Origin of the sequence: Bacillus sp. ISL-57 (assembly GCF_018613135.1) — a bacterium.
GTDB classification, from domain to species: Bacteria; Bacillota; Bacilli; order Bacillales; family DSM-1321; genus Peribacillus; species Peribacillus frigoritolerans.
In genome coordinates, this window is sequence record NZ_JAGGQV010000001.1 from 538823 (window position 1) to 561898 (window position 23076).

At 40.0% G+C, this 23076-nt stretch carries 20 protein-coding genes; 2 read left to right on the forward strand and 18 right to left on the reverse strand.

What is annotated here, in order from left to right:
• From J7I90_RS02615 to J7I90_RS02645, 7 genes are all read right to left on the reverse strand, one after another.
• A complete protein-coding gene (locus J7I90_RS02615; RefSeq protein ID WP_214768267.1) occupies positions 1 to 858 on the reverse strand; it encodes a triphosphoribosyl-dephospho-CoA synthase in 858 nt (285 codons plus the stop codon).
• Between the two features lie 15 nt (positions 859 to 873).
• On the reverse strand, positions 874 to 2535 hold the full coding sequence (mdcA, locus tag J7I90_RS02620) for a malonate decarboxylase subunit alpha (protein ID WP_214768406.1): 1662 nt from the start codon (positions 2533 to 2535) through the stop codon (positions 874 to 876).
• A gap of 15 nt (positions 2536 to 2550) precedes the next feature.
• Positions 2551 to 3483, reverse strand: coding sequence for an ACP S-malonyltransferase (locus J7I90_RS02625; protein ID WP_214768268.1), 933 nt, complete (start codon positions 3481 to 3483; stop codon positions 2551 to 2553).
• 29 nt (positions 3484 to 3512) lie between these two features.
• Positions 3513 to 4151: a GntR family transcriptional regulator gene (locus J7I90_RS02630; protein WP_214768269.1), complete on the reverse strand. Its 639-nt coding sequence runs from the start codon at positions 4149 to 4151 to the stop codon at positions 3513 to 3515.
• 803 nt (positions 4152 to 4954) lie between these two features.
• Positions 4955 to 5767: a methyltransferase domain-containing protein gene (locus J7I90_RS02635; RefSeq protein WP_214768270.1), complete on the reverse strand. Its 813-nt coding sequence runs from the start codon at positions 5765 to 5767 to the stop codon at positions 4955 to 4957.
• A gap of 168 nt (positions 5768 to 5935) precedes the next feature.
• Positions 5936 to 6391 (reverse strand): HEAT repeat domain-containing protein, encoded by a 456-nt coding sequence (locus J7I90_RS02640; RefSeq protein WP_214768407.1) that lies wholly within the window; start codon positions 6389 to 6391, stop codon positions 5936 to 5938.
• A 274-nt stretch (positions 6392 to 6665) separates the two neighbouring features.
• On the reverse strand, positions 6666 to 7493 hold the full coding sequence (locus J7I90_RS02645; RefSeq protein ID WP_214768271.1) for a TrmB family transcriptional regulator: 828 nt from the start codon (positions 7491 to 7493) through the stop codon (positions 6666 to 6668).
• Between the two features lie 139 nt (positions 7494 to 7632).
• Between J7I90_RS02645 and J7I90_RS02650 the strand changes: the two genes are divergently transcribed.
• Complete coding sequence (locus J7I90_RS02650; protein WP_214768272.1) at positions 7633 to 8262, forward strand: homoserine/threonine efflux transporter; 630 nt, start codon at positions 7633 to 7635, stop codon at positions 8260 to 8262.
• A 446-nt stretch (positions 8263 to 8708) separates the two neighbouring features.
• On the opposite strand, the gene J7I90_RS02655 is transcribed toward J7I90_RS02650, so the two are convergent.
• Both J7I90_RS02655 and J7I90_RS02660 read right to left on the reverse strand, forming a co-directional pair.
• Positions 8709 to 10040 carry a (Fe-S)-binding protein gene (locus J7I90_RS02655; protein ID WP_214768273.1) on the reverse strand — a complete coding sequence of 444 codons (1332 nt, stop codon included), beginning with the start codon at positions 10038 to 10040 and terminating at the stop codon, positions 8709 to 8711.
• Positions 10037 to 11443, reverse strand: a complete 1407-nt coding sequence (locus J7I90_RS02660) for an FAD-binding oxidoreductase (protein WP_214768274.1) — start codon at positions 11441 to 11443, stop codon at positions 10037 to 10039. The genes J7I90_RS02655 and J7I90_RS02660 overlap by 4 nt, the downstream gene beginning before the upstream one ends.
• A gap of 199 nt (positions 11444 to 11642) precedes the next feature.
• Between J7I90_RS02660 and J7I90_RS02665 the strand changes: the two genes are divergently transcribed.
• A complete protein-coding gene (locus J7I90_RS02665) occupies positions 11643 to 12188 on the forward strand; it encodes a hypothetical protein (protein WP_251025051.1) in 546 nt (181 codons plus the stop codon).
• A 65-nt stretch (positions 12189 to 12253) separates the two neighbouring features.
• Here the strand turns inward: J7I90_RS02665 and J7I90_RS02670 are convergent, their stop codons facing one another.
• The 9 genes from J7I90_RS02670 to J7I90_RS02710 all read right to left on the reverse strand — a co-directional run bounded on the left by J7I90_RS02670 (position 12254) and on the right by J7I90_RS02710 (position 23074).
• Complete coding sequence (locus J7I90_RS02670) at positions 12254 to 13060, reverse strand: ABC transporter permease (RefSeq protein WP_095678476.1); 807 nt, start codon at positions 13058 to 13060, stop codon at positions 12254 to 12256.
• Complete coding sequence (locus tag J7I90_RS02675; RefSeq protein WP_214768275.1) at positions 13060 to 14004, reverse strand: ABC transporter permease; 945 nt, start codon at positions 14002 to 14004, stop codon at positions 13060 to 13062. The genes J7I90_RS02670 and J7I90_RS02675 overlap by 1 nt, the downstream gene beginning before the upstream one ends.
• Complete coding sequence (locus J7I90_RS02680; protein ID WP_214768276.1) at positions 13968 to 15128, reverse strand: ABC transporter ATP-binding protein; 1161 nt, start codon at positions 15126 to 15128, stop codon at positions 13968 to 13970. Before J7I90_RS02680 ends, J7I90_RS02675 begins: the two co-directional genes overlap by 37 nt.
• A 19-nt stretch (positions 15129 to 15147) precedes the next feature.
• The gene (locus J7I90_RS02685) at positions 15148 to 16248 is read right to left on the reverse strand and encodes an ABC transporter substrate-binding protein (RefSeq protein ID WP_214768277.1); all 1101 of its coding nucleotides are present in this window, start codon (positions 16246 to 16248) and stop codon (positions 15148 to 15150) included.
• Between the two features lie 19 nt (positions 16249 to 16267).
• A complete protein-coding gene (locus J7I90_RS02690; protein ID WP_214768278.1) occupies positions 16268 to 17275 on the reverse strand; it encodes a TAXI family TRAP transporter solute-binding subunit in 1008 nt (335 codons plus the stop codon).
• A 162-nt stretch (positions 17276 to 17437) separates the two neighbouring features.
• On the reverse strand, positions 17438 to 18814 hold the full coding sequence (locus J7I90_RS02695) for a sigma-54-dependent transcriptional regulator (RefSeq protein ID WP_251025052.1): 1377 nt from the start codon (positions 18812 to 18814) through the stop codon (positions 17438 to 17440).
• A gap of 24 nt (positions 18815 to 18838) precedes the next feature.
• Positions 18839 to 20860: a transporter substrate-binding domain-containing protein gene (locus J7I90_RS02700; RefSeq protein ID WP_311380984.1), complete on the reverse strand. Its 2022-nt coding sequence runs from the start codon at positions 20858 to 20860 to the stop codon at positions 18839 to 18841.
• A 1145-nt stretch (positions 20861 to 22005) separates the two neighbouring features.
• Positions 22006 to 22599 carry a YdeI/OmpD-associated family protein gene (locus J7I90_RS02705; RefSeq protein WP_214768280.1) on the reverse strand — a complete coding sequence of 198 codons (594 nt, stop codon included), beginning with the start codon at positions 22597 to 22599 and terminating at the stop codon, positions 22006 to 22008.
• Positions 22600 to 22681: 82 nt separating this feature from the next.
• The gene (locus tag J7I90_RS02710) at positions 22682 to 23074 is read right to left on the reverse strand and encodes an SRPBCC family protein (RefSeq protein ID WP_063593577.1); all 393 of its coding nucleotides are present in this window, start codon (positions 23072 to 23074) and stop codon (positions 22682 to 22684) included.
• Positions 23075 to 23076: the final 2 nt, after the last annotated feature.

Consider the following 23076-nt stretch of genomic DNA (forward strand, 5'->3'; position numbering starts at 1 on the left):
TTAATGTATAGACCCGACTTCTTTTTGAACTACATCACCGATTATATGTCTTTGGATTTTATCCAAAAAAAGCGTAGCAGCGAGCATGTCCGCACTGCCCCCTGGAGATATATTAAGTCTCGTAAACTCTTCATCAAGTGCTTTAAGCATTTCAAGACTTCCACTCGTTAACACCGAAACTGCTTGCCTTTTAGCGAATATAAGTGCTTCAGGACCGCCTCGATGTAAAATGCATGTATCATCCAAAGAAGCAATCAAGGCTAACAGTGAATATAGTTGGGCTTCATTTTCCGAAAATCCGGATGCTCTTGCTTGCTTTAACATTGGCATGGAAACATGCACAATATGAGGAAACCCCTGTTCCGCTTCTGCTCTTGCTCCATTTACACCGTATTTTGCAGAAACAAGCATGCCATTTGTAGCGGTAATAGGACAATGTCGATCTGGATAACGGGCCGTCTCACCGGCCAGTGAAACAATTTCTTTTATTGCATAACAGCCTTTTCCCATCGCTGCAGCTGCAACCAGCAGACCAATCGCCCAAATGGCGCCCTTATGTGTGTTAACGCCACCGGTAGTTTCGAACATTCTATTTTCTCCATTACGGCCTATTGCCGCAATTTCTTCTCTTAAAGAAAGTGAGGGACTGTTGCCGTAGCTAATCAATGCAATTTGTTCAAATGTTTCCTTTAATGATCGTGCGGATTTTCGCATGAGTTCGATAGACAAATCTAGGTGGGCGCCGTTATTGACCCTATCAACAAGGCCCGGTTTCGGTGTCAGTTCGACTTCTTCTATTAAAGAATGAACTGCTGAATCAGCTGCGTTGCGGCTGAATGTCTCTTTTGCATGACTCATTTTTGCGCCTCCCGGTTACCAGCTAATAAACTTTGCCGGCGGTTCGTATAACCCATCCGACCACTGAACGATTTCCTCTATACTTTTAGCCGCCAGCAAAGACCGTTTTGCATCTGACCGGCGGATGTTCAAATCTTCTGGAAGTGCGATCAATCCTTCACGCCGCAGGCTATCAGTTCTCTTCGGATCATGTGTTAGACCAACAGGAGTTACCCCTGCGACTGCTGCAATCGCTTCTCTGCGTTTTTCCATGCTGTCCGCTTTGTATAAATAAGCGATGCCTTCTTCGGTAACGACGTGTGTAACATCATCCCCATAAATCATGACGGGTGCTATAGCGAAACTTGTATCTTCTTTGACTTTTATAGCATCCAATGATTCTACGAATATAGGTTTATTACCGGCTTGGAAGGTCTCAACAACTTGAACAACCAATTTCTTTCCACGAGCTAGCGGATCATCGGCCGTCATCATATTTAACCACGCTGGAGTTGAGTGTCGCCGTCCCCCTGGGTCATGACCCATATTTGGCGCACCGCCGTAACCGGCCAGTCTTCCCCGGGTTACAGTAGAAGAATTTCCATCCTTGTCCATTTGCAGGGTCGACCCAATAAATAAATCGACCGCATATTGCCCTGCCATCTGCGATAATGTTCGGTTCGAACGCAAAGTGCCATCGCGTCCGGTAAAAAAAATATCACGGCGGGACGCCACATACTTCTCCATACCGACTTCACCGCCAAAACAATGAACGCTGTCAATCCAGCCACTTTCAATCGCGGGAATGAGTGTCGGATGGGGATTCAATGCCCAGTGTTTGCATATCTTCCCTCTTAATCCAAGTGATTCTCCATAAGTGGGAAGCAGCAGTTCAATCGCTGCCGTGTTATACCCGATACCATGATTCAACGATAGGACTTCGTGTTTCTCATAAATACCACGAATGACCATCATCGCCTGTAATATCTGAATATCTGTAATATGCCTGGGATCACGTGTAAATAAGGGTTCAAGTTCATATGGTTCATCTGCCACAACGATATAATCGATCCAAGAAGCGGGAATATCGACACGTGGCAGTTCATCAATCAGTTCATTTACCTGAACGATGACAATACCATCACGAAATGCGGCTGCTTCAATGATGGTAGGTGTCTCTTCTGTATTTGGGCCAGTGTAAAGATTCCCATGTCGGTCTGCCTTGTCCGCAGCAACCAGTGCGACTGAAGGAATCAGGTCTATGAAAAGGCGTCCATAAAGTTCGATGTATGTGTGTATTTCTCCCATGGTTAGCTTTCCATCTTCAAGCATTTGAGCCATGCGAAGACTTTGCGGACCAGCATAAGCAAAATCGATTTTTTTTGCAATGCCATATTCAAATAAATCCAAGTGCTCCGGTCTTGAAATACTGGACATTATCATATGCAAATCAAACAATTTTTTTGGATCACTCTGTGCCAGCGCTTTTGAAAGAAAAGAGGCCTGCTTTTGATTATTTCCCTCAAGAACTACACGATCATAAGGCCTAATAACCTTTTCCATCACGTCCACAATTCGATCATTAGGGATTAACATCCCGTTTACGAGATCCTTCACACTGTCCATACGCTTTATCTTTTCTTCAAGGCGTTTCGTCCATGATCTATTTAGATTTACTACCTGTCCCGCGGATTTCATCATGGCAGCCCTCCTTTATTCATTTGATTTTTCTCGCTTTGCTATATACAGACAATCATCATAGCCATTTTCGGATATTGACATGACTCTGGCATCCGGAAATCCTTTTGCTGCTAAACGCGACAATACATTTCCTGGCGGCATTTCAATGAATAATCTTGTTCCGTTTTCGTATAAAACGGTAGAAGCATCATGCCACTGGACAGGGGATGAGATGCTTTCAGCTAAGTCCAGTCGAATATCTCCCGGATTAAACAGGAGCCGTGCCCCCCGATTGCTTACATACGGAATCAAAGGACGATGAAATGGAATATCGTCAAGCGCTTCACCGAGCTCTTGTGAAACAGATGAGAGAAGTGGACAGTGGGATGGCGTGCTGACATTCAGCAAAGAAGCACAGCGGGCCCCGTTCTCTTTGGCTACATTCAATATCCTGTTTATACCGGACAAAGCTCCCGATAGAGTTATTTGATCTGGTGCATTTTTGTTCGACATAAACACTGGGAATTCTTCATCAAAATATTGGCTTACAAGTGATTGTAGTGTATCTGCTGCCATGCCTATGACAACCCCCATGCCATATCCTTGAGGATATGCCCGTTCCATTAGTTCAGCCCGAAGCTTGACGGTATTTATAGCATCCTTAAAATCAATGACGCCCGCAGCCACTGCAGCACTAAATCCGCCCACTGAATGTCCGGCGACAAAATTTGGCATGATTCCTTCCGCTTCAAGTGCTTTAAATCCTGCGATACCAGCAGTAAAAAGGGAAATCTGTACTGACTTGGTCGAGCATAGTGATTCTTTTGAGTGGTGGTTATATACGTTTTCATTCAGTGTTTCACTTGCTGCTTCCAGCACTTGTTTGACTGCGTTGTCGCCCGGCAGTTCATTTAATAGTCCTGGCTTCTGGGAACCCTGACCGGGAAACAAAAAAGCAACCTTCAACACTCCACCTCCGTTCATGTCATGAACGACTATTTAAGCATTTTTTGAATGCTGGAAATCACATCAAGATTGTGTTTTTGTAAAACTGCTGTTAATTCATTCATGTTTTGGTCGAACAACAATTCGAAAATAATTTCATGCTCAGAAATAGATTTTTCAATGTTGTTCCCGTTTGAAAAAGATAGGCTTTGAATTCTCAACAAAGGCCAGCCAAGTTGGGAGTACATGTTTTTGATGGTTTCACTTTTACTCATTTTGATAAGACATGTATGAAAGGAATGATTCAATTGGGTATAGGAGTGAATATCTTCTATTTTCTTCATTTCTGAAAGATGCTGTTTCATTTCTTTAAGAAGTATTTGGTCTATTCCATGCTTTTTAATACGTTCCATCGCCATATTTTCCAACATATTTCGAATTTCAAGCAAATCGTAAATTTCATTTTCCGTATATTCTTTTACGATGGCGCCCTTACGCGGAATTCTTTCTACTAATCCTTCTTTTGCAAGCAAATAAATTGCCTCGCGAACCGGTGCTCTGCTCGTTCCGTATTCTTCTGCATAAATAAGTTCCACCAATTTTTCTCCTGGTTTAAGTACACCGGTTATGATTTGTTCTGTGATATGTTCCGCTATTGATTTAGATAATGCGTTATTCATAAGACCCATGAAGCACCCCCCGTTTTCAGAATACTGTCGACTGTCGGCTCAATTATACAAACAAATTAAAGAGAATTCAATATTTTCTGAAAATTTAAAATAAAGTTTGTGTTTTTTTATATGCTAGGATAATATTTTTTGAAATCCGTTCGACTGTAATTATTCGTTTGGTTAACTATGGGTGGGAATGATGAAGTCTTAGCTGCAGTACTTACAATTTTATGTTGATTGTCGACTTTATGGTGGAACAAGGCGGGTGCGGATGAAGGGGCTTTTTTAAAGCAGTTCGTTTTCGGTAGATACATGGCGTAAAACGGGAATGACACTATTGTATTAGATGGGGGGCCACTTGTTTTGACAGGCTTTTAATTATTCAGCTGATTTCGTTCCGCTCTAAATAAGGGGGATGCAAAAAATTTCGATGAGAGTGATTCCCTTAGGGGGAGGCCATTTCCAAATACCAAGGAAAGATGACCATGTTCGAACTACTTACCTTGCTACCTTGCAACAAAATTCCGATTACGAAATTAAAATTGGTTCAAATTTTTCTAAAAAAATGTCTTGAAAATATCTTGGTGCTTACCGCACTCATTACATGAATATTCTATTTCCAATGCATCTTCAGTTACTGTATGAACTGTCTCTTTTTTACAAGTTTCACAAAATCTCTTTTCGGATATTTCTTTCATTTATCATTCTCACTCCGTTTTTTCATTGTATTTGTAGCCTTGTTACTATTATTTTGCGAATATCCAACCGAAAAAATACCTTTTTCCTGAAGGGCCAGTGAAAAAGGTACTAAAATTGTTAATTTAACTTGGATTCCAATACATCAAAGCTGCATGAAACGGATATTCATATTCGTAAACTCCTTCTTTTTCCACCACATATTTATTTAGGATCGTTTTTACTTCATCATGGGAAAAATGTTCATCAAGAATTTTTGTTGTATTATCTCGGATTACTTCTTCATAGGTTGAATAGATTTTTTTACTTTTTAATTTAACGATCTTACAGTCAGCCAGTATTCCAAGTTGATACAAAACATTCAAGATGTGTATGTAATCCCGTCTTCTTAAATTAATCGTATATCCTCGTTGCTTCAATTCCATATAATGAGGTTTTTCTGGTCCGGTTGTCATACCTACTATCGCTAAACGAGCTGCAGAATCATTCATTTTTAATAAGGTATGACCGATTTCACTCATTCGGTAATAACAATTAAAACCAAATACTACATCATATTTGACTTTTTTGTTATCACTTTCCCACTTATCATGAATTAACTCCATGTTTTCGAAACCTTTTTCGTTTGCGTGGGATTCCAAAAAACTGATAATGCTTTTGGAACTATCTATACAAGTTAGCTTCCTGACTTCTTTTGCAATATCAAATGTATAATTGCCCCATCCAGGGCCGATTTCCAATACATGATCATCCTGTTTTAATAATGCCAATAACTCTTGCTGCACAATTTTTGCATAAGGTTCCACTTTATGTTGTTTTTTCGCTGCAACCTTGGAAGCCCAAAAAGCTTCTTCTGCAGCATCATCTTTTAGCCTGTTAGGTATCTTCCCAGTATGATCTGTCATTGCCTGTTTCCAAAGTTCAATATAATCTGTCATCTTTTCTCCCCTGAATTCGCATGTAGGTATTGGTTTTCAAAATTAAAGCAACAGCCAAATACTTCCTCTTTTAAATATATTAGCATACTATAGCTAAAACTTTGTTTTACATATAAGAAAAAGGAGCAAAAATTTTGCTCCTGTATCCATATTACTTATTTTTCTATTTTATCTTTTCGATAAAGCTGACCACGTATTTTCAAGCCATTTATCAAAGTCTGCTCCTTTTTCTCCCTCATATGTATCATATATATCCATTCTCATTTTCTGGAGTTTGTCTTTGAATTCGTGATATGTGTGATTTTCAGGTAAACTCTTCTTGATCCGCACTAAGATTTTGGTCAAACCTTTGATCAACTCGCCCTTTTTCCTTGCTGGCATTTGCACATTTTCGCCTAAACTTTTCAATTGACGGTAGGCTGCCTCTTGAACTTTATATACAGAATCATTATTCATGATATGTGTGAGAATGTCGATTACTTGTTTATTTTTTGATTGACCTAATTCTTCGATTGCATCTAAACGTTCTCTCCAATTAGATTTGCGATTGGCAGATTTTTTTAATTCCTCATAGTTGGCAGGTAACTCGGTACCCTTTGTTTCCTTGTTATTCAAATGAATCATTTCTCCTTCTGTCTTAGTGATCCGGATATCAAACATGTAATCCGATATGATAATCCCATTACCAAAATGGCTTATTCCTTCTTCATTATACCCTTTTCCATATTTTAATATAGTTAAATTTATCTGCCGTATCGTCAATCACCCGGGTTCCGGGACGAGATGCTTTGTCTGTCTTCAATTTACCTGCGCCTATCAACTTCAACTTTATAAGGCATAAATCCTGCCTGGATTCATGCCACTTTGAAAATGCTTTTATTATTGAACATGTACAAATCTAGTCCACGTAATGTTTTTTATTATCTGGATGAATAGAAAATTTTTTACGTAAATTGACGAGGTTTACACCAAAACTTTCTTCTAAAAGTTCCCTATGTTTCCCCATGATTTCCATGAGATACAAATCATGAATCATGACTTCTGTAATGGGCATCACTAAACCTACATGCATGGTCCATGCTGCACGGCTATCTTTACCAAGAGAGACTATACCTGCGACTACTTCAGAATCATCGCCACTGATAACAAGCCATCGTCCACCATACTCTTCTGTAATTTCATAACCCATATAATGGAGGTAAACATTTGCAAAATCACAGACGATTTCCCCATAGGCAATAATTGTTACATTGACTCCACCATTTGCGGCCTGTCTTAGTTCAGGTTCTAATTCTTCGAATTCGTCTTCCCAAATCTCTAAGAGTATTCTTTTTTTAGCAGATAATATACAAGCTTTGACCTTATCGAGTATTTCATTACGCCCCATGATATTCCAGATATTTTCACGATCATTTGCAGACCGTTCGAACTCCGCTAATGATTTTTCTGCCAGTTCAAAATTCTCTTCCGCTTTCATCCGACGGTTTTTTATTAGCTCCTTTGCAGGAACAGGAGTATACTGTGGTGTGTTTCCAGGACTGACCAGAATATCTCCGCGTATGGCGAGACTATCCAGAATTTCATATATTCTTGAACGTGGTACACCGGAGTTTTTTGCTACTGCATAGCCTGTTAATGGCGATTCTTCCAATAAGGCAAGATATGCTTTCGCTTCATATTCGGTGAAATTCAGATTTTTTAATGTTTCTAAAATGGTTTCTTTCATAAACCCTCCAACACAACCGTAGTCGCTACCTTTGTAACTAATATTTTAGCAAAATCTGTTGACGTTTTCCATTTTCATCTAATATACTTACTAAGTAGTTACTTTAGTAACCACTATGAAAGTGGGAGGGGGAATTAGTTTGGACAGCTTACTTACATACATATCAATAGTGGCAATGATGGTTATTATACCGGGAGCAGATACAATGCTCTTAGTGAAAAACACGCTTAGCCATGGTCCGAAAGCGGGACGTTATACCGTTCTCGGAATGGCAACGGGACTTTCTTTTTGGACGCTTATAGCCATTCTTGGACTATCTGTTGTCATTGCAAAGTCTGTGATTCTTTTCAGTACAATCAAATATTTGGGAGCCGCCTATTTAATTTATTTAGGGATAAAAAGTTTTTTTTCTAAAAGCGTTTTTTCCTTAAAAGAAATTCAAGCACAAGCAAATACACCTGTTAAGTATTCAAACCGGCACAATAAGGATTCCTTCATGCAAGCATTACTTAATAATATTCTTAATCCAAAGACCGTTTTAGTTTATATAACAATCATGCCACAATTTATCAATTTGAACGGAAATGTAAACCAGCAATTGATTATATTAGCCTTCATCTTAACCTTGCTCGCTGTACTGTGGTTTCTATTTCTTGTTTATCTAATTGATTACGCAAAAAAATGGATGAACAATTCCAAATTCCAGAAAGCATTCCAAAAATCAACTGGCTTAATTTTAATCGGTTTTGGGATAAAAACAGGAATTTAAATTCATTTACTCACACATTCCGTTCAGATAATTGAACGGTTTTTTTCATTTGCGAATCGGCACCGATATCTTTTTAATTATACATACGGCACTGCATTATTACATTAAGTTCCCCAACATAGTCATTAATTAATTGAAAAATAAAGGCTGTTTTCGCATAATTTGTTGCCATTTACCAAGTAATGCGGTGTGGTTGATTTCCCCTCCAGATGCTCGCTTTCCGCGGGGCGGGCGGTGAGCCTCCTCGGCGTAAATGCCTGTGGGGTCTCACCTGTCTCGCTGCTCCCGAAGGAGTATCGCACTTCCGCTCCAATCAACCATAATTCGTTTCGTTTTAAAAACAACAATCTTTACGAAAAGAGCCAAAATAAAAAACCGTCAGCATCTTCACATAAGTGCGAAAACGCTGACGGGTAATGCTTTAAGGAGTTTCAATATCCTTTTTGTCAATCCAAGCCGCAAGCCTTGGCAAGTACTTCAACAAGGTGCAAACTTTTCATTTGGTTTGCCGCTCCCTCCCTTTGGATGCCAATGCTCATTTGCATTTGGCATCCTGGGTTAACCGTAACAATGGTAGTTGCTTTCGTTTCTTTAAGATTCTTCATTTTCTCATCAAGAATTTTCATGGATTCATCAAAGTGGAGAAGATTGTAAATGCCTCCGGATGCACAGCAACGGTCAAACCCTTCCATTTCGACATAGAAAACTCCTGGTATGGATTGCAATAATAAACGAGGTTCCTTTTGGACCTTTTGAACATTGCGTAAATGACATGAATCTTGATAGGAAACGATGCCTTGCCATTCTTCAGTGAAAGGTAGCGGCCCCAATTGATGAAGAATTTGACTGATATCTTTTGATTTTTCCGAGAAAGCCCTTGCCTTCGCAGCCCATTCTTGATCCTCTGCCAATAGATGTCCATATTCAAGAAGCGAAGCACCGCAGCCTCCTGCGTTATTTATGATTACATCAGCCTCCGTTTGCATGAAGGCTTGGATATTCCTCTTTGCCAATGCTTTCGCTTGTTTTGTTTCACCTTGATGGGAATGGAGAGCACCGCAGCAATTCTGGTTTTCAGGGAGAATGACCTCACACCCTGCTATGGTAAGCAGCTCAATGGAAAGACGGTTAATTCGTGACATCATGGAATCCATGATACACCCAGTAAAAAATGCAACTTTTAATTTCGTTTCCCCTTTTGCTGGCATAATCGTACCTTGCCGGATACGTTTGGAAGAAGTCTCGATGTCTGGAAGTGCCTGTTCTAAATGTGCAAGGGCAGGGGAAACCTTCTGCAATATATTTGATGAACGGATAAGCTTGGATAAGCCGGTTTTTTGATAGAGCTGCACTGCACTTCCAATCCTGTTCATCCGTTTTGGATATGGAAAAAGATGAACCAATGCCAGTTTTTTGATTCTTGTCATTTTGTTTTTTTTGTTGGCTGACGGGGAGTTTTCAATGGCTTCTTTAGCCGCTTCCAGTATATGTCCGTATGGCACACCAACAGGACATGCTGTTTCACAAGCACGGCAGCCTAAGCATAAGTCGATTGGTTCAGCTAAATCTTTTTGGAAATCTATTTTTCCTTCGGCTGCCATTTTCACTAGATTGATACGACCGCGTGGAGAGGCGGATTCCACACCCATTGATTCATATGTAGGGCATGCCGGTAAACAGTATCCGCATTTTACGCATTGGTTTGTCCAATCATAGGCATCTGAATATAAATTTTGGACAGCAGCATTTGACTCATTCGGTTTGGTGGGTAGATTCATGTAACCAACACAACCCTTGTCTGTCCCTTATCAGGAAAAATCTTCCCCGGATTCAGGATATTATTGGGATCCCATGCTTCTTTAATTTTTTTCATCATATTCACTCCGGTTATTCCTAATTCCATTTCCATATATGGTGACTTTAAAGTACCGATTCCATGTTCCCCGGAAAGTGTTCCTCCTAATTCGATAGCTGCTTCAAAAATTTCACTGACAGCAAGCTCCACTTTTTTCATTTCCGTAATATTTCTTTTATCGGTAATGATGTTCGGATGTAAATTCCCATCCCCTGCATGACCGAATACAACCAAGTTCAATCCGTACTTCTCCCGGATATTGTTTAATCTCTCCATCATTGCAGGTATTTGACTGCGTGGAACGGTCGCGTCTTCAGAAATTTTTGTAGGGCCCATTTGTGTAATGGCCGGGGAAACCAATTTACGCGCTCTCCAAATCGTTTGGCGCTCTTCCTCTGTCTCCGCTATCTTGACGTAGGAAGCACCCTCTGCCCTGCATATATCGGCGCATTTATTGATTTCTTCCTCAATCGCCAATGGGTGTCCATCTATTTCTATGATCAGAATGGCTTCAGCCTGAAGAGGCAAACCGGAAGGACGGTAGCTTTCAACAGCACGGATGCACGCATTATCCATCAATTCCAGGGCAGAGGGTAGAATTCCTGATGATAAAATGCTGGTAATGGCATGGCCAGAGTCTATCAAATGATTGAAGTGGGCGACAAATGTTTGTTTAGATTGAGGTTTTGGTATTAAGCGGATGATTGCCTCAGTTACGATGCCCAGGGTACCTTCCGAACCTACGATCAATCGGGTCAAATCATACCCAGTTACATTTTTTACGGTCTTTCCGCCAGTTCGAATGATTTCTCCTGTCGGGGTGACCACCTCCAGACCTATCACGTATTCTTTTGTCGTTCCGTATTTCAATCCCTTTGGACCGCTGGAGTTTTCTAATAGATTCCCGCCTATAGTGGCTACATTGGAACTGCTTGGATCCGGCGGATAGAATAAGCCGGCTTCTTCGGCCTTTTTATGAATATCTGCCGTAATCACACCTGGAGAGACTATGGCAAGCATATTTTCCCGATCAATGATCAATTTATCCCGCAAAAGGGTCATATCAAGAACCATCCCCCCTTTAACAGGTAAAGGGCCGCCGCTTAGCGAAGTTCCTGATCCCCTAGGATAAACAGGTATTTTGTGAGTATTAGACAATTTAACCACTGCACTGATTTCCTCCGCGTTTTTTGGCTGAATGACGATTTCGGGTAAATATTCCCCGAAAGAAGCGTCGTAGCTATAACAATACCTTTCTGCCAAATCTAGAAACATTCTCTCATCTGGAATTACCTGTCGAAGATCGACCAGGGCTTCTTTCTCCATGCTTCTCCCTTCCTTTCTTAATAGAAATTTGTAAGAGGTCTATCTGTATGTAATATAATGGAATAGTTCTACTAGGTATAATGATGAAATAAAAGAGGGTTTTTTTGAAAATCGCACTGATTCATGCAACCACACTGCGCTAAAACCAATTGAAATTGCCTTTCAGACGGTTGCACCGAACATTGAACTCCTTCATTTAATGGACACGTCCCTTCTCTCCTTGATGGAAAAGAGCGGCAAGTTAACTCCTGAAATCATCCGCCGCTTTTCTGCATTAGTGAATTTAGCTTATGATTCTGATGTTTCATGCATCCAACTTACTTGCTCTGCCTTTAATGACATCACTGCAATTTTACAGCCTTTATACTCTGTAAAGTTATTTCGTTCAGATGAGGCCATGCTTGATGAAGCTCTTAGCTATACTCGCATTGGCCTGGTTTCTACCGTAAAAGAAACGCCGATCGCCCTTCAAAATTACCTTTTAAATAAGAATCCGGACTGTATGATCGAGTCATTGGTCGATCCCGGAATCATCCATTTATTATCACAAGGAAAAAGAAAGGAACATGACGATCGGGTTAAAAAGATGGTGGAACAATTGGATGGAAAGACAGAAGTGATTTTGCTTTCACAATATAGTATGGAACATATCGCAAAGCAGGTTAATCCCTCTGTCCCTGTCCTAACGGCGCCGTTATTGGCTGCGAAAAGGTGTTTGGCCCATTTGAATGGAATGTACACATGAGTTTTCTTCGAAAAAATCATAACTTTGCCAGCATGATCGTATGTCACATCATATATACCCGTTTTTTAACCGTTTGTATGATGCGAACCGCCAAAAACTTTGCCTACACCTTGAATTTTTTCAAGTATGACAATCAGAAGGACTGATATGAAAATAACCACGCTCGACACGGATGCGACGATTGGATTGTAGGCATCCTGCATTTGCGAGAAAATCTCAATCGGCAGCGTTCTCATTTCAGGTGATACCATAAAAAGAGAGACCGTTACATTATCAAATGATGTCAAAAATGCGAATAATCCCCCTGAGATGGCCGCGGATCCAATTAGCGGCAGTGTCACTTTCATGAATACCGTTAGTGGATTTGCTCCAAGTATGGCCGCAGCCCTTTCGAGATTATAATCAAATCCACTTAAACCGGTTAATACGAGCCGCATGACATATGGTATGCAAATCACGATATGGGCAATTAAAAATCCTGTAGACGTACCGGCAAGCATCATTGGTGTAAAGTACATTAAGAGTGCGATCCCCAAGACTAATTGCGGCACACTTAATGGAGAAGTTAAAAGGGCCGTAATATACGATTTTCCCGGAATATCATACTTTGCGATACCAAGGGCACCCAAAGTACCGAATATGACGGAGAAAAGGGCAGCCAATGCTGCGAACTTCGCACTGTTCAAAAATGCTTCCAAAAATTCAGGGCGCTCCAAGATCTTGGCATACCATTGCAGTGAAAAGCCTTCAGCCGGAAAACTTGGATAATTGGCACTTGTAAAAGAAGCGGGAATAACGACAATGAGCGGGATCAAGATATAGATAATGGCCAAAACGGCTACTGCAACCCGAAGGCCGCCAAACGTTTTCATCATCGGAATACCTCCTTGAATTTCCCTTTTTCAAACGCTCTGGTAAAGACGGCTACCGATATGACAGTGGTTGCTAATAGAATATAAGAAAGAGCAGATCCGAATGTCCAATGCAGCAGGTTATTAATTTGATCATAGATGACAACAGGCATCACGGGCACGTTGGCTCCCCCCATTAGGGCAGGCGTAACATAAGCACTCATTGACAAACTGAATACGAGAATGCAGCCAGATACGATACCTGGGATGCTTAGCGGCAATGTAATGGAAAAGAACCTTCTGAACGGGCTTGCCCCAAGTATGGCTCCTGCCTTATCAAGAGAAGGATCGATATTATAAAGACTTGCAACGATGGATAGGATCATGAAAGGAAGATATGCATTGGAAAGCCCAATCACAACTCCTATCTCCGAAAACAATAGTTTCAATGGTGCATCTATTATGCCAAGGGCCATCAAGGTTTGATTAATCGTTCCATTAGGCAAGAGCAAAAGGTACCAGCCAAAATTACGGACAACTATACTTACCAAGAGCGGTGACACGATCAAGAGAGTGATATACCCTCTGATCCGCGCTGAGCTTTTGGCCATTGTCAAAGCTACTGGATATCCAAGTAATAAAGCAACCAAGACCGAATATAAACTGATCTTCACTGTCAGCCATAAGGAAGATAAGTAATAGCTATCGGAAAATAATTGTGTATAGTTTTTTATGCTATATACTGCCTCCGCTCCTCCAAGATTATCTGTGGATATGAAGCTTAAATATAAAATGTATAACATCGGTATGACAAAGAAACCAAATATGAAAAGTAGAATCGGCGTTAAAAGAAGTAATCCCGGCACCCAGACTTTCCTTTTCTTGCTTTTAGGCTTCTTTTGCGGTTCGATAGGACTCGTTTGCTGTTCTATTTCTTGACTAGCATAACTTCTGATGGGCTCCATCCAATCAACACCTCACTTCCATTTTGCCATGATGAATCGAAAGCGGAAGTCAATACTTGAATACTTTTCCCCTGTAACAGAACATTGATTTCCCATGAGGTACCAAGATAGTTCATTTGGCTGATCTTGGCACGATGGAAATCCAATGGAGCTGAAGATTTTTCATCAAGAGAAATAATTTGCAGTTTTTCCGGTCTAATATAAAGCTTTACCTCATCCCCGGTTTTCAGATCACTTTCATTTCCCATGACGTTATTCGTGTCGACATGAGTGATTTCAGAACCGATTTTGACTGCAACTTTCCGCTTATCGATAGCAGACACACTCCCTTCAAAACAATTCGATTTCCCGATGAATTGAAAGACGAACTCTGTCTTCGGATGATTGTAAATCTCGGTCGGAGTACTGATTTGTTCAATTTTCCCTGCATTCATGACCACGACTCGATCGGACATGGATAGAGCTTCTTCTTGATCATGGGTCACAAAAATGGTCGTTACGCCAATTTCCTTTTGTAAACGCTTAATCTCGGCCCTGAGTTCATGACGCAGCTTTGCATCAAGGTTTGAAAGCGGCTCGTCAAGCAAAAGGAGCTCCGGTTCAACAACAAGTGCCCTTGAAATCGCAACACGCTGACGCTGACCACCTGATAATTCCCTTGGATAACGATTCTCCAATCCTGACATTTTCACTAATTCAAGCGCTTTACTAATCTTCTTTTTTTGCTCTGCTTTACCGACTTTGCGCAGTTTCAAGCCAAAACTGAGATTTTCATAGACTGTCATATGGGGAAAAAGCGAATAGGTTTGAAAAACCATTCCTAAATCTCGCTTATAAGGCGGAACCTTCGTTACATTATTGCCTTTAATATGTACCTCGCCCCGATCCGGATCGAGGAACCCGGCAATGAGGTTTAAGGTTGTGGACTTTCCGCACCCGGAAGGTCCAAGAAGAGTGAGTAACTCTCCTTGTTTCACCTCCAAATCAATGCCATTCAGGACAACATTCGCTCCAAATTGTTTAAACGCGCCTTTTATCTCTACATCATTTTTATTTGAGCCAACCCCCTGAACTGCCTCCAGGTGTTGCCTATTAATTTCCACATCTTTTTTTAATACTTCCATGTGATCAACACGCTCCTTTTTATTTGAGTTTTTTCCCTAATTCAGGAGTAACCTCTTTCGCCCATCTGTCTGACACCTCTGCACGGATCTCGGCAAACTTGGCGAAATCAGGTTTAAATGTTTTATCACTTGCTTTAAGCCCGATTGACTCTTCATATTTTTCTGGAATTTCCATGCCTTCCACTGTCGGATAAAATCCTTTTTCGGAAATTAATGCTTGTGATTCTTCACTGATTACATAGTTGATGAATTCTAGGGCTTCTTTGCTATTAGGCGTATTTTTCACTAGACCAGCGCTGAAAGCTTGAAGCGGCACGCCTTCTTTAGGCACGGCCATCTTAATCGGAATACCTGAAACGGCCAATTCACCTATGGAATAACTTCCCATGACCGTTACGTCAGCAGCTCCTTGTTGGATAGCTGGCATCATTTGCGTTGAGTTTTTATAAAATGTATTGGAATACGCTGCAAGATCTTTTGCCTTTTCGAGACCTGGTTCCATGTCTTCCGTACTGCCGCCGTTTGAAATGGCCAGACCATTAAGGGTATTGAAACCCCAATCATTCGTAATATCTGAAAATGCCGTTTTACCCTCGTAATCAGGAGAGACAAGATCATTCCATGATTCAATTGATTTTAAGCCTTCCTTTTTAAAGGTTTCCGTATTATAAGCTGGTGCAATGACTAAACCAAATGCTGGAGCGGCCGCATTTTCAACCGGAATGAACCGTGAATCCACCGATTTCATATTGGGAACATTGGACTCATCAATTGGTACGATCAGTTCCTTCTCCTTAGCGCGTATAACATCAACCGGTACAAAAAGGGCAACATCTATTTGCGGCGCATTCTTCTGTAATTCCACTTTGGATAGGATTTCACCTGATAAACCGGAAATATAATTAACCGTGATTCCCGTTTCTTCTTTGAATTTCGGGGCAATCACATCTCGGATGGCACTTTCGATGACACCGCCATTACCGGCTATCGTTATTTTCTTCTCTCCTTTTTCACCAGCACCCGTTTGTACGGATTCCCCCGGTTTTTGCGGAGTGGGATTACCACATCCCGCAAGAGCGATCAATACTATTATTGATAAAAGACTCATCAGCTTTTTCATAATCATTACCTCCCGTTTTTCATTGATTACCAATAATTCCTTGTTCGGTGAAATAATTCACGGCACCTGGATGAAAATCCAAGGGAACTTGTTTAGTTGCTTCCGTTATTGAAATATCAGAAGCAGCTGGATGTGTATGCTGCAGTTCAGGCAGATGTTCATATAATGTTTTCACAAGATTGTAAGCATGAGGATCGGACATTTCCTTGTAGGTTACCAGGACATTTTTAATTGAAATCGTTTGGACATTTTTTTTCATCCCCCTGTATGTATCTTTGGGAATTTCATTATGAGTATAAACTCCATATTGTTTTTGAAGGCGTTCAATGATGTCTCCCGGTATTGGAATGAAAGTTAGTTCCGTCTGCTTGGATATGAAAGCGATTTCATTATTAGGGATTCCCGAAGAAAAGAAAGCTGCATCAATGGTACCATTTCGTAATGCTTCTGCAGATTGAGAAAAAGAAAGATAGGATAAATTCAATTGATCAGTCGGTAAATCGGATTCTAACAGTATCCGCTCTGCAATAAGCCTTGTACCGCTTCCAGCCGTCCCTACACTAATGCGTTTACCCACTAAATCGTCCAAGGAATCAATATCATTTTGTTTAGTAGAAACAATTTGAACATAATTGGAATATAGGGCCGTTAAAGCTCTTAACTTGGATTTATCCGTTTCAGGCAAATCCAGTACATCCACTGAGGTAAAACCAATTTCTGCCCGATGACGGCTAACCAATTCAGTATTTTCGATGGAAGCATCGGTGACCTGGGTACCTGACACAGCACCGTTGTATTTTTCATACATATTTGATAAGCTTTGTCCCAATGAAAAGTAAACACCTGTCATATCTCCGGTTCCAATGATTAACATCCTGTTATTTAAATCCTGTCCTTCAGAAGTTAGTTGCCTCTGTATCAAGGTAGTAGCAGGTTTAGATATTTCCTGCTGCTCATTCATAAAAGAACATCCTGTCATGAAACAAAATAACAAAGCGACTTTTATAAAGAGTGCTCCATTTTTCATCGTGATTCTCCTTTCTTAATGAATTTAGATGCAAATGCCATGCCAAGTCGATTTTCTGCTTTAAAACGCAAATCCTGCCGATTTCTTGAATATAATAAAAGGATAAACCGGCAATTTTTTCCGGTTTTCCAGAAAAAATTGCCGGTTAACACGATGAATCCTTTATTCTTCTTTTGAAATGAGCTTGATTTTATCACGAAGGCTCCTTTCAGAAATTTTTAGGATTTGGGCTGTTTTTTGGCGATGATTATTACAATATTGAAGAGTGGCCGTTATGACTTTTTCTTCTATCTCTTTCATGGAAATGCCAATGGGAATCCTGAAACTGTTAAAATCTTCGGCAGTGCCATCCGGCTGGAGAATGAACTTCTGTTCTTGAACATACTGCGGCAAGTCGGTATCTTCCATTTTTTTTGAGTTTGATAGGGCAACAGCATATTCTATAATGTTACCAAGCTCACGAACATTCCCAGGGTAATGATAATCCAATAAAATTCGACGTGCTGTTGCCGAGAACATCTTTTCTTCACGATTCATATCCTTCGCGTGTTTTTTTATAAAATAATCCATAAGGATCGGTAAATCTTCTTTTCTATCTCTTAAAGGCGGCATCGAGATGGGAATGACATTGAGCCTGAAAAACAAGTCCTCCCTAAATTCCCCTTCCATCACCATTTGTTCCAGGTTTTTATTGGCTGCACTTATAATACGGACGTCCAATGAGATTTTTGTATTGGATCCCAGAGGCGTCACCTCCCGTTCCTGCAATACCCTTAATAATTTGGCTTGAAGTGGAAGGGGCATTTCACTGATCTCATCAAGAAAAAGAATGCCTCCATTAGCAGCAACGAATTTCCCTTCCTTCCTCTGAGTTGCACCGGAAAATGCTCCCTTCTCATAACCGAACAATTCAGATTCCAGCAGCATCTCAGGAATTGCCGCACAGTTGACGATCTGCATTGGATTGTTTTTCCTTCTCCCCATCGTATGGATATTTCGGGCTACAAGCTCCTTTCCAGTACCGCTTTCACCCGTGATGAGAACACTGGAATCAATATCTTTCACTCTTTCGATCATTGAGAAAATACGCTGCATCGCCTTGCTGTTTCCAAAGAAGTTACCGAATCCCTTTTGAATCTCTAATTCTTCATGTAATGACTCCAATTGATTGGACATCTGTTTGAATTCGGCTGCCCTCATCAACAGCAAAGAAAGTTCTTCAATATTAATTGGCTTTTCAATATAGTAGTAGGCGCCTTTTTTTATGGCCTCAATGGAAGTTTCAATGGATGAATAGGCAGTCATCATGATGACTGTCACGTTAGGTGATATTTGTTTGATTTTCTGTAGGACATCAAGTCCACTTTTATTTCCTATTCTTAAATCAAGTAACACAATATCAAGGTGCTGATCGTCGATTTTCCGTAGACCCTCATCCGGGTCTGTAGTTGTCATGACATCATAAGAATCTTCCAATGCAAAGCTAAGAGCGGTGCAAATAGCAGGTTCATCATCAATCACCAATACTTGCATTTTCATATGACTCCTCCTCTTTCCAGGCTTCTATTCAATATATATAGGTAGTAAAATGGTGAATGTCGTTCCTGAATTAGGGTAACTTTTCACATGGATATCTCCGTTATTTTCTTTAATAAGACTATACGATAACGTAAGTCCCAAACCGACGCCCTTTTCTTTATTCGTGAAAAAAGGCTCAAAAATATGGTTCAGTTCTTCCTGCTTCATCCCTTTTCCCGTATCCGATATGGCAATCCGCCCTGTCTTTTCGTTCACTTTATCAATGGTGATTTTAATATTCTTTTCCTTTGTTTCTTCAACGGCATGAATCGAATTCAAAACCATGTTAAGAAGTACTTGTTGAATTTGTTGTAAATCTATATAAAAAATCAAGTCCTCCTCAATCATCTGCTCGAAATTTATTTGTTTTTTTTCCATTGTCACCTTATGAAAAGCAAGTAAGGATATAAGCTCATGAGCGTGGCAATTTGTTATATTTGGCGGGCGCGGACGTGCATATTCAATTAAATCGGTAACAATCGCATTCAAGCGGTTAACTTCAGTAGGCAAGTGTTCCATTAGAACTTGTCGGAATTGAGGATTATCATATTTACTCGGAAGTAAATCAATGAACGTTTTAATCGATGTTAAAGGATTCCTTATTTCATGTGCCACACCTGCAACGAGTTGACCAAGGGCGTGCAGCTTTTCTTGTGTGACCAATTTTTTCTCCAATGTTTTCTTTTCCGTTTCGTCATTCATGGAAAGTAAGTATCCGGTTTGTTTATCTTCAGAATTGAACATCTTATGCATCGAATATGAAATCACCTTTTGTTCATTTTCCTCATTTAAGACCAAGATTCGAAAAGAACCCGTACGATTATTCTCATTTTGTTCTTGGTGTAAAGCTTCGAAATTCTTCATTAAATGCGAATGATTCGTAATATTCAGAATCATTTCCTTGGAAATGTTAAGAATGTCCGATGCCTTTGCATTGCAGCTAGTAATCATGAAATCGAGATCGAATGTTATGATGCCATTATGGATATTGTTTAAGATTTGATCTTTGAACGCTTCAGCATTGGCGATGTTTTGCCGTTGTTTCTCTAAATCCTTATTTAATAAATGTAATTTCAAAGTCTGGTTATGTACGGATTTTTTTAGCTTTTGATTCCATATGTAAATGATTAGAAGGATAAGGGCCACGGCAGTTAAGATTATGATCAACCAAAATATGAATTGTTCGAGTCTGGCAATTTTTTGATTGGATTGCGGCATTACCCATTTATCGATTATCCCATTGATATTTCGGTTTGCCTTAAGTTCTGTGAGTGCATTGTCCATCATGAAAAGAAGCGATTGATTTCCCTTTTTCACTGCAATCGTATAATCCGCAGGTTCAATGACTTCATCAAGAATGATGTAATTCTTTTCTTGGCGGAACTTTTTTAAATAGAAATCAGCAGTCCATTTGTTTCCGATGAACACATCGGCTCGGTTGTTCAATAATGTTAAAATTCCGGAGTATTGATTCGAAACGGTCGTTAAGTTTGTATTCCTCATATTGAGAAAAGTATTGATAACTGGTGTGCTATGGTCAAGGACAACATGTGAATCACGTAGATCCGTTAACGTATGAATATCCTGTTTCCTTTTACTAGGAATGATTATGGATTGGGACATTGTAAAATAGGATTGCGTGAAATCAAATTGGTTTTCTTTTTCGGTATTATAGGTACTTCCAACAATTGCATCAATTGTTCCTTTACTTAAGGCTTTTTCGGCATCTTCCATCCTCATCGGAATATATTTGAAATCTACGTCATTATATTTCGCTATTTCCTCCATTAGATCAATATTGATGCCTGTCAGTTCACCAGCTTCATTTTCAAATGAAAATGGTGGAAGGGCACTTTCTCCAGCAATTATAAATGTTTTTTCTTCAGCAAAAACAGCGGGAGACCATAATGTTTGAACAAAGATTATAAAGCAAAATATACTTAGTTTAAACAGCTGCTTTTTAATTAAGAGCCCTCCTTCTACGTCAAAATCCTTGCGGTCAGTAATCCTTTGCTAAAAGCATCATGATTATATACTTCTACAATTAAGACTTGAACCCTTTAATATGTAAAGAATTCTTAGTATAATCTGACACAATATAACAATAACCTACAAAAGAGTGTGTTTCTGAATGCATAAGCTGTCATATCCAATAAGGATTACAGTAAAAAACATGAAGGTTACTCTATTCTTGTTTTTTAGATAAGTACGAAGAAATCGCGTTCCCCTGCGGTTTTTTCTTAAAAAATTTCCCTTGATTTCAAAAATCCGCTCCTTTTTCGCCGACTGTCTGCCGAGCCTCCTCACCGCAAGCGGCAGTGGGGTCTCGTCAAGCCAATTATTTGGCAGGATTCTCGCAAAATTCATCCATCCAATAGGTATTACAGTAAAAGAACATGAGGGGTACTCTTGTCTTTAGATAAGTACGAAGAAATCGCGTTTCCCTGCGGTTTTTTTCTCAAAAAAATTTCCCTTGATTTCAGAAATCCGCTCCCTTTCCGCCGGCTGTCTGCCAAGCCTCCTCGACGCAAGCGTCTGTGGGGTCTCGGCTAGCCAGTTTTTCGGCAGGAGTTTCGCAAATTTCTTCCATCAAAAAGGATTATAGTACTAAAGGAGTTCTATCTTATAAAACAAATTTGATTGGAACGGAAGGCGTGAGATTCCTGCAGGAAAAGCGAGTCCAAGAATACAAGATTGCCCAGTTTTCCAATCATGTTAACCATCAAATTGTTAGCTTATTTTTCCATTTCAAGGGTTTTTTCATTTGTCGTAACGTTCCAAATTGATACGTGAGGTGGGCCATGGTCGTTAGCATTTTCCTGAATCGAAATATTCGAAAAAAGCCCAATTTCTCAGTAATAAAATTGAGAAATTGGGCTTTTTTGCTACTCCATAAAAGTGCCCTATTTTATTAGTGGTATGTTGGAATCATTACTTAAACTTGTTCAAGATAACACTCGTTAGTTCAAGCTTTGATTTTATTAGCTGCAACAAGCAGGCCTGTTACACGGCAGATAGCTTACACTCTATGGATAACTTTTTTGTTTTTATCCATTTTATTCTTCGGTTGAGTGGTTGCTTGCGTTCCAAAAAGGAGTTCGAATGAACGCAAAGTGGGGTGAAATCTAAAACATATTTTCTCATCAAATATATTAATCTTTTAAACCCTTCCCATCGAGAATTTTCTGCATGCATTTTTCGATTCGTGACTCTCGGGTTTTGGATTGTTTGGCTTGTGAAAAATAAAGGATGTATGCTCTTTGCCTTCCTGGGGTCAATGCTTCAAAAGCAGTTTTCAAGGCAGGGAAGTCATCGAACTTATTGTGAAGTTCTTCAGGAATTATGAATTCTTCGTTCTTTTTAAATTCCACTTCCAACCCGGCTTTTTCAACTTCAATGGCTTCATGAATATAGGCTTTCAGAATGGATTCCGTTGCAACTATTTCTTGAACATTAGTGAACCGAATCTGGCGCGCTCCCTGTACATTCTCGGTTTGTTGAATTAGAAGCCCGTGGGCATCCTGTAACAAGGCACCTTTGTGAAACAGAAGCGCACAATATTCTTTAAATCCATGTATTAAAACGATGTTTTTATTCTCAAACGTATAACAGGGATGCATCCATTTAAATTCTTCGGCCAGTTCACAGTCAAGAACGATATTTCTTAACGTCTCATATTCTTCTTTCCACTTTTTAGCTTTACCTAAAAATTCATCAACCTTAGGATTCGTTCTACTTTTTGTCATCACGGAACACTCCTTTTTCCGAGCAGTTAGCTTTTTTCTTTTACGTTAGCTGAATACTAAAAAACAAGGCAGAGGTTTGGTCTTACAATACCTCTAACACGTTATTAAGTTCTTCGCCCATTTTCGCCCAACCATATTTCGCACCATTGAACGCTTGATCTTCTTTTTCGAATCCTGTTTGTTCGAGATGTAAGTGGGTTGTTCCATCCTCGTGCTTTAAGGTCCATGTAACTGTAGTGTTTATACCGCCGCCTACCCAGGTGTAAGATAACTTATAAGGCTCCTCGACTTCAAGAACTTCGGAATCAATAATCAAATTCCACTGTTCATTCCGAAACTGGAATTTATGTCCGACGACAGGTTTAATATCATTAGCCATTACCCATTTCCCAAGAGTATTTGCATCCGTTAAGGCAAGCCATACCTTCTCGATCGGGCTCTTAAAATTAAAATCTTGTGTTACTGTTAAACTCATTT

What these genes read in the sequence shown, in the direction of transcription:
- J7I90_RS02615 (WP_214768267.1), bottom strand. Translation starts at nt 858, where the DNA reads ATGAGTCATGCAAAAGAGACATTCAGCCGCAACGCAGCTGATTCAGCA.
- mdcA (WP_214768406.1), bottom strand. Translation starts at nt 2,535, where the DNA reads ATGAAATCCGCGGGACAGGTAGTAAATCTAAATAGATCATGGACGAAA.
- J7I90_RS02630 (WP_214768269.1), bottom strand. Translation starts at nt 4,151, where the DNA reads ATGGGTCTTATGAATAACGCATTATCTAAATCAATAGCGGAACATATC.
- J7I90_RS02635 (WP_214768270.1), bottom strand. Translation starts at nt 5,767, where the DNA reads ATGACAGATTATATTGAACTTTGGAAACAGGCAATGACAGATCATACT.
- J7I90_RS02640 (WP_214768407.1), bottom strand. Translation starts at nt 6,391, where the DNA reads ATGATTCATTTGAATAACAAGGAAACAAAGGGTACCGAGTTACCTGCC.
- J7I90_RS02645 (WP_214768271.1), bottom strand. Translation starts at nt 7,493, where the DNA reads ATGAAAGAAACCATTTTAGAAACATTAAAAAATCTGAATTTCACCGAA.
- J7I90_RS02655 (WP_214768273.1), bottom strand. Translation starts at nt 10,040, where the DNA reads ATGAATCTACCCACCAAACCGAATGAGTCAAATGCTGCTGTCCAAAAT.
- J7I90_RS02660 (WP_214768274.1), bottom strand. Translation starts at nt 11,443, where the DNA reads ATGGAGAAAGAAGCCCTGGTCGATCTTCGACAGGTAATTCCAGATGAG.
- J7I90_RS02665 (WP_251025051.1), top strand. Translation starts at nt 11,643, where the DNA reads ATGGACACGTCCCTTCTCTCCTTGATGGAAAAGAGCGGCAAGTTAACT.
- J7I90_RS02670 (WP_095678476.1), bottom strand. Translation starts at nt 13,060, where the DNA reads ATGAAAACGTTTGGCGGCCTTCGGGTTGCAGTAGCCGTTTTGGCCATT.
- J7I90_RS02675 (WP_214768275.1), bottom strand. Translation starts at nt 14,004, where the DNA reads ATGGAGCCCATCAGAAGTTATGCTAGTCAAGAAATAGAACAGCAAACG.
- J7I90_RS02680 (WP_214768276.1), bottom strand. Translation starts at nt 15,128, where the DNA reads ATGGAAGTATTAAAAAAAGATGTGGAAATTAATAGGCAACACCTGGAG.
- J7I90_RS02685 (WP_214768277.1), bottom strand. Translation starts at nt 16,248, where the DNA reads ATGAAAAAGCTGATGAGTCTTTTATCAATAATAGTATTGATCGCTCTT.
- J7I90_RS02690 (WP_214768278.1), bottom strand. Translation starts at nt 17,275, where the DNA reads ATGAAAAATGGAGCACTCTTTATAAAAGTCGCTTTGTTATTTTGTTTC.
- J7I90_RS02695 (WP_251025052.1), bottom strand. Translation starts at nt 18,814, where the DNA reads ATGAAAATGCAAGTATTGGTGATTGATGATGAACCTGCTATTTGCACC.
- J7I90_RS02705 (WP_214768280.1), bottom strand. Translation starts at nt 22,599, where the DNA reads ATGACAAAAAGTAGAACGAATCCTAAGGTTGATGAATTTTTAGGTAAA.
- J7I90_RS02710 (WP_063593577.1), bottom strand. Translation starts at nt 23,074, where the DNA reads ATGAGTTTAACAGTAACACAAGATTTTAATTTTAAGAGCCCGATCGAG.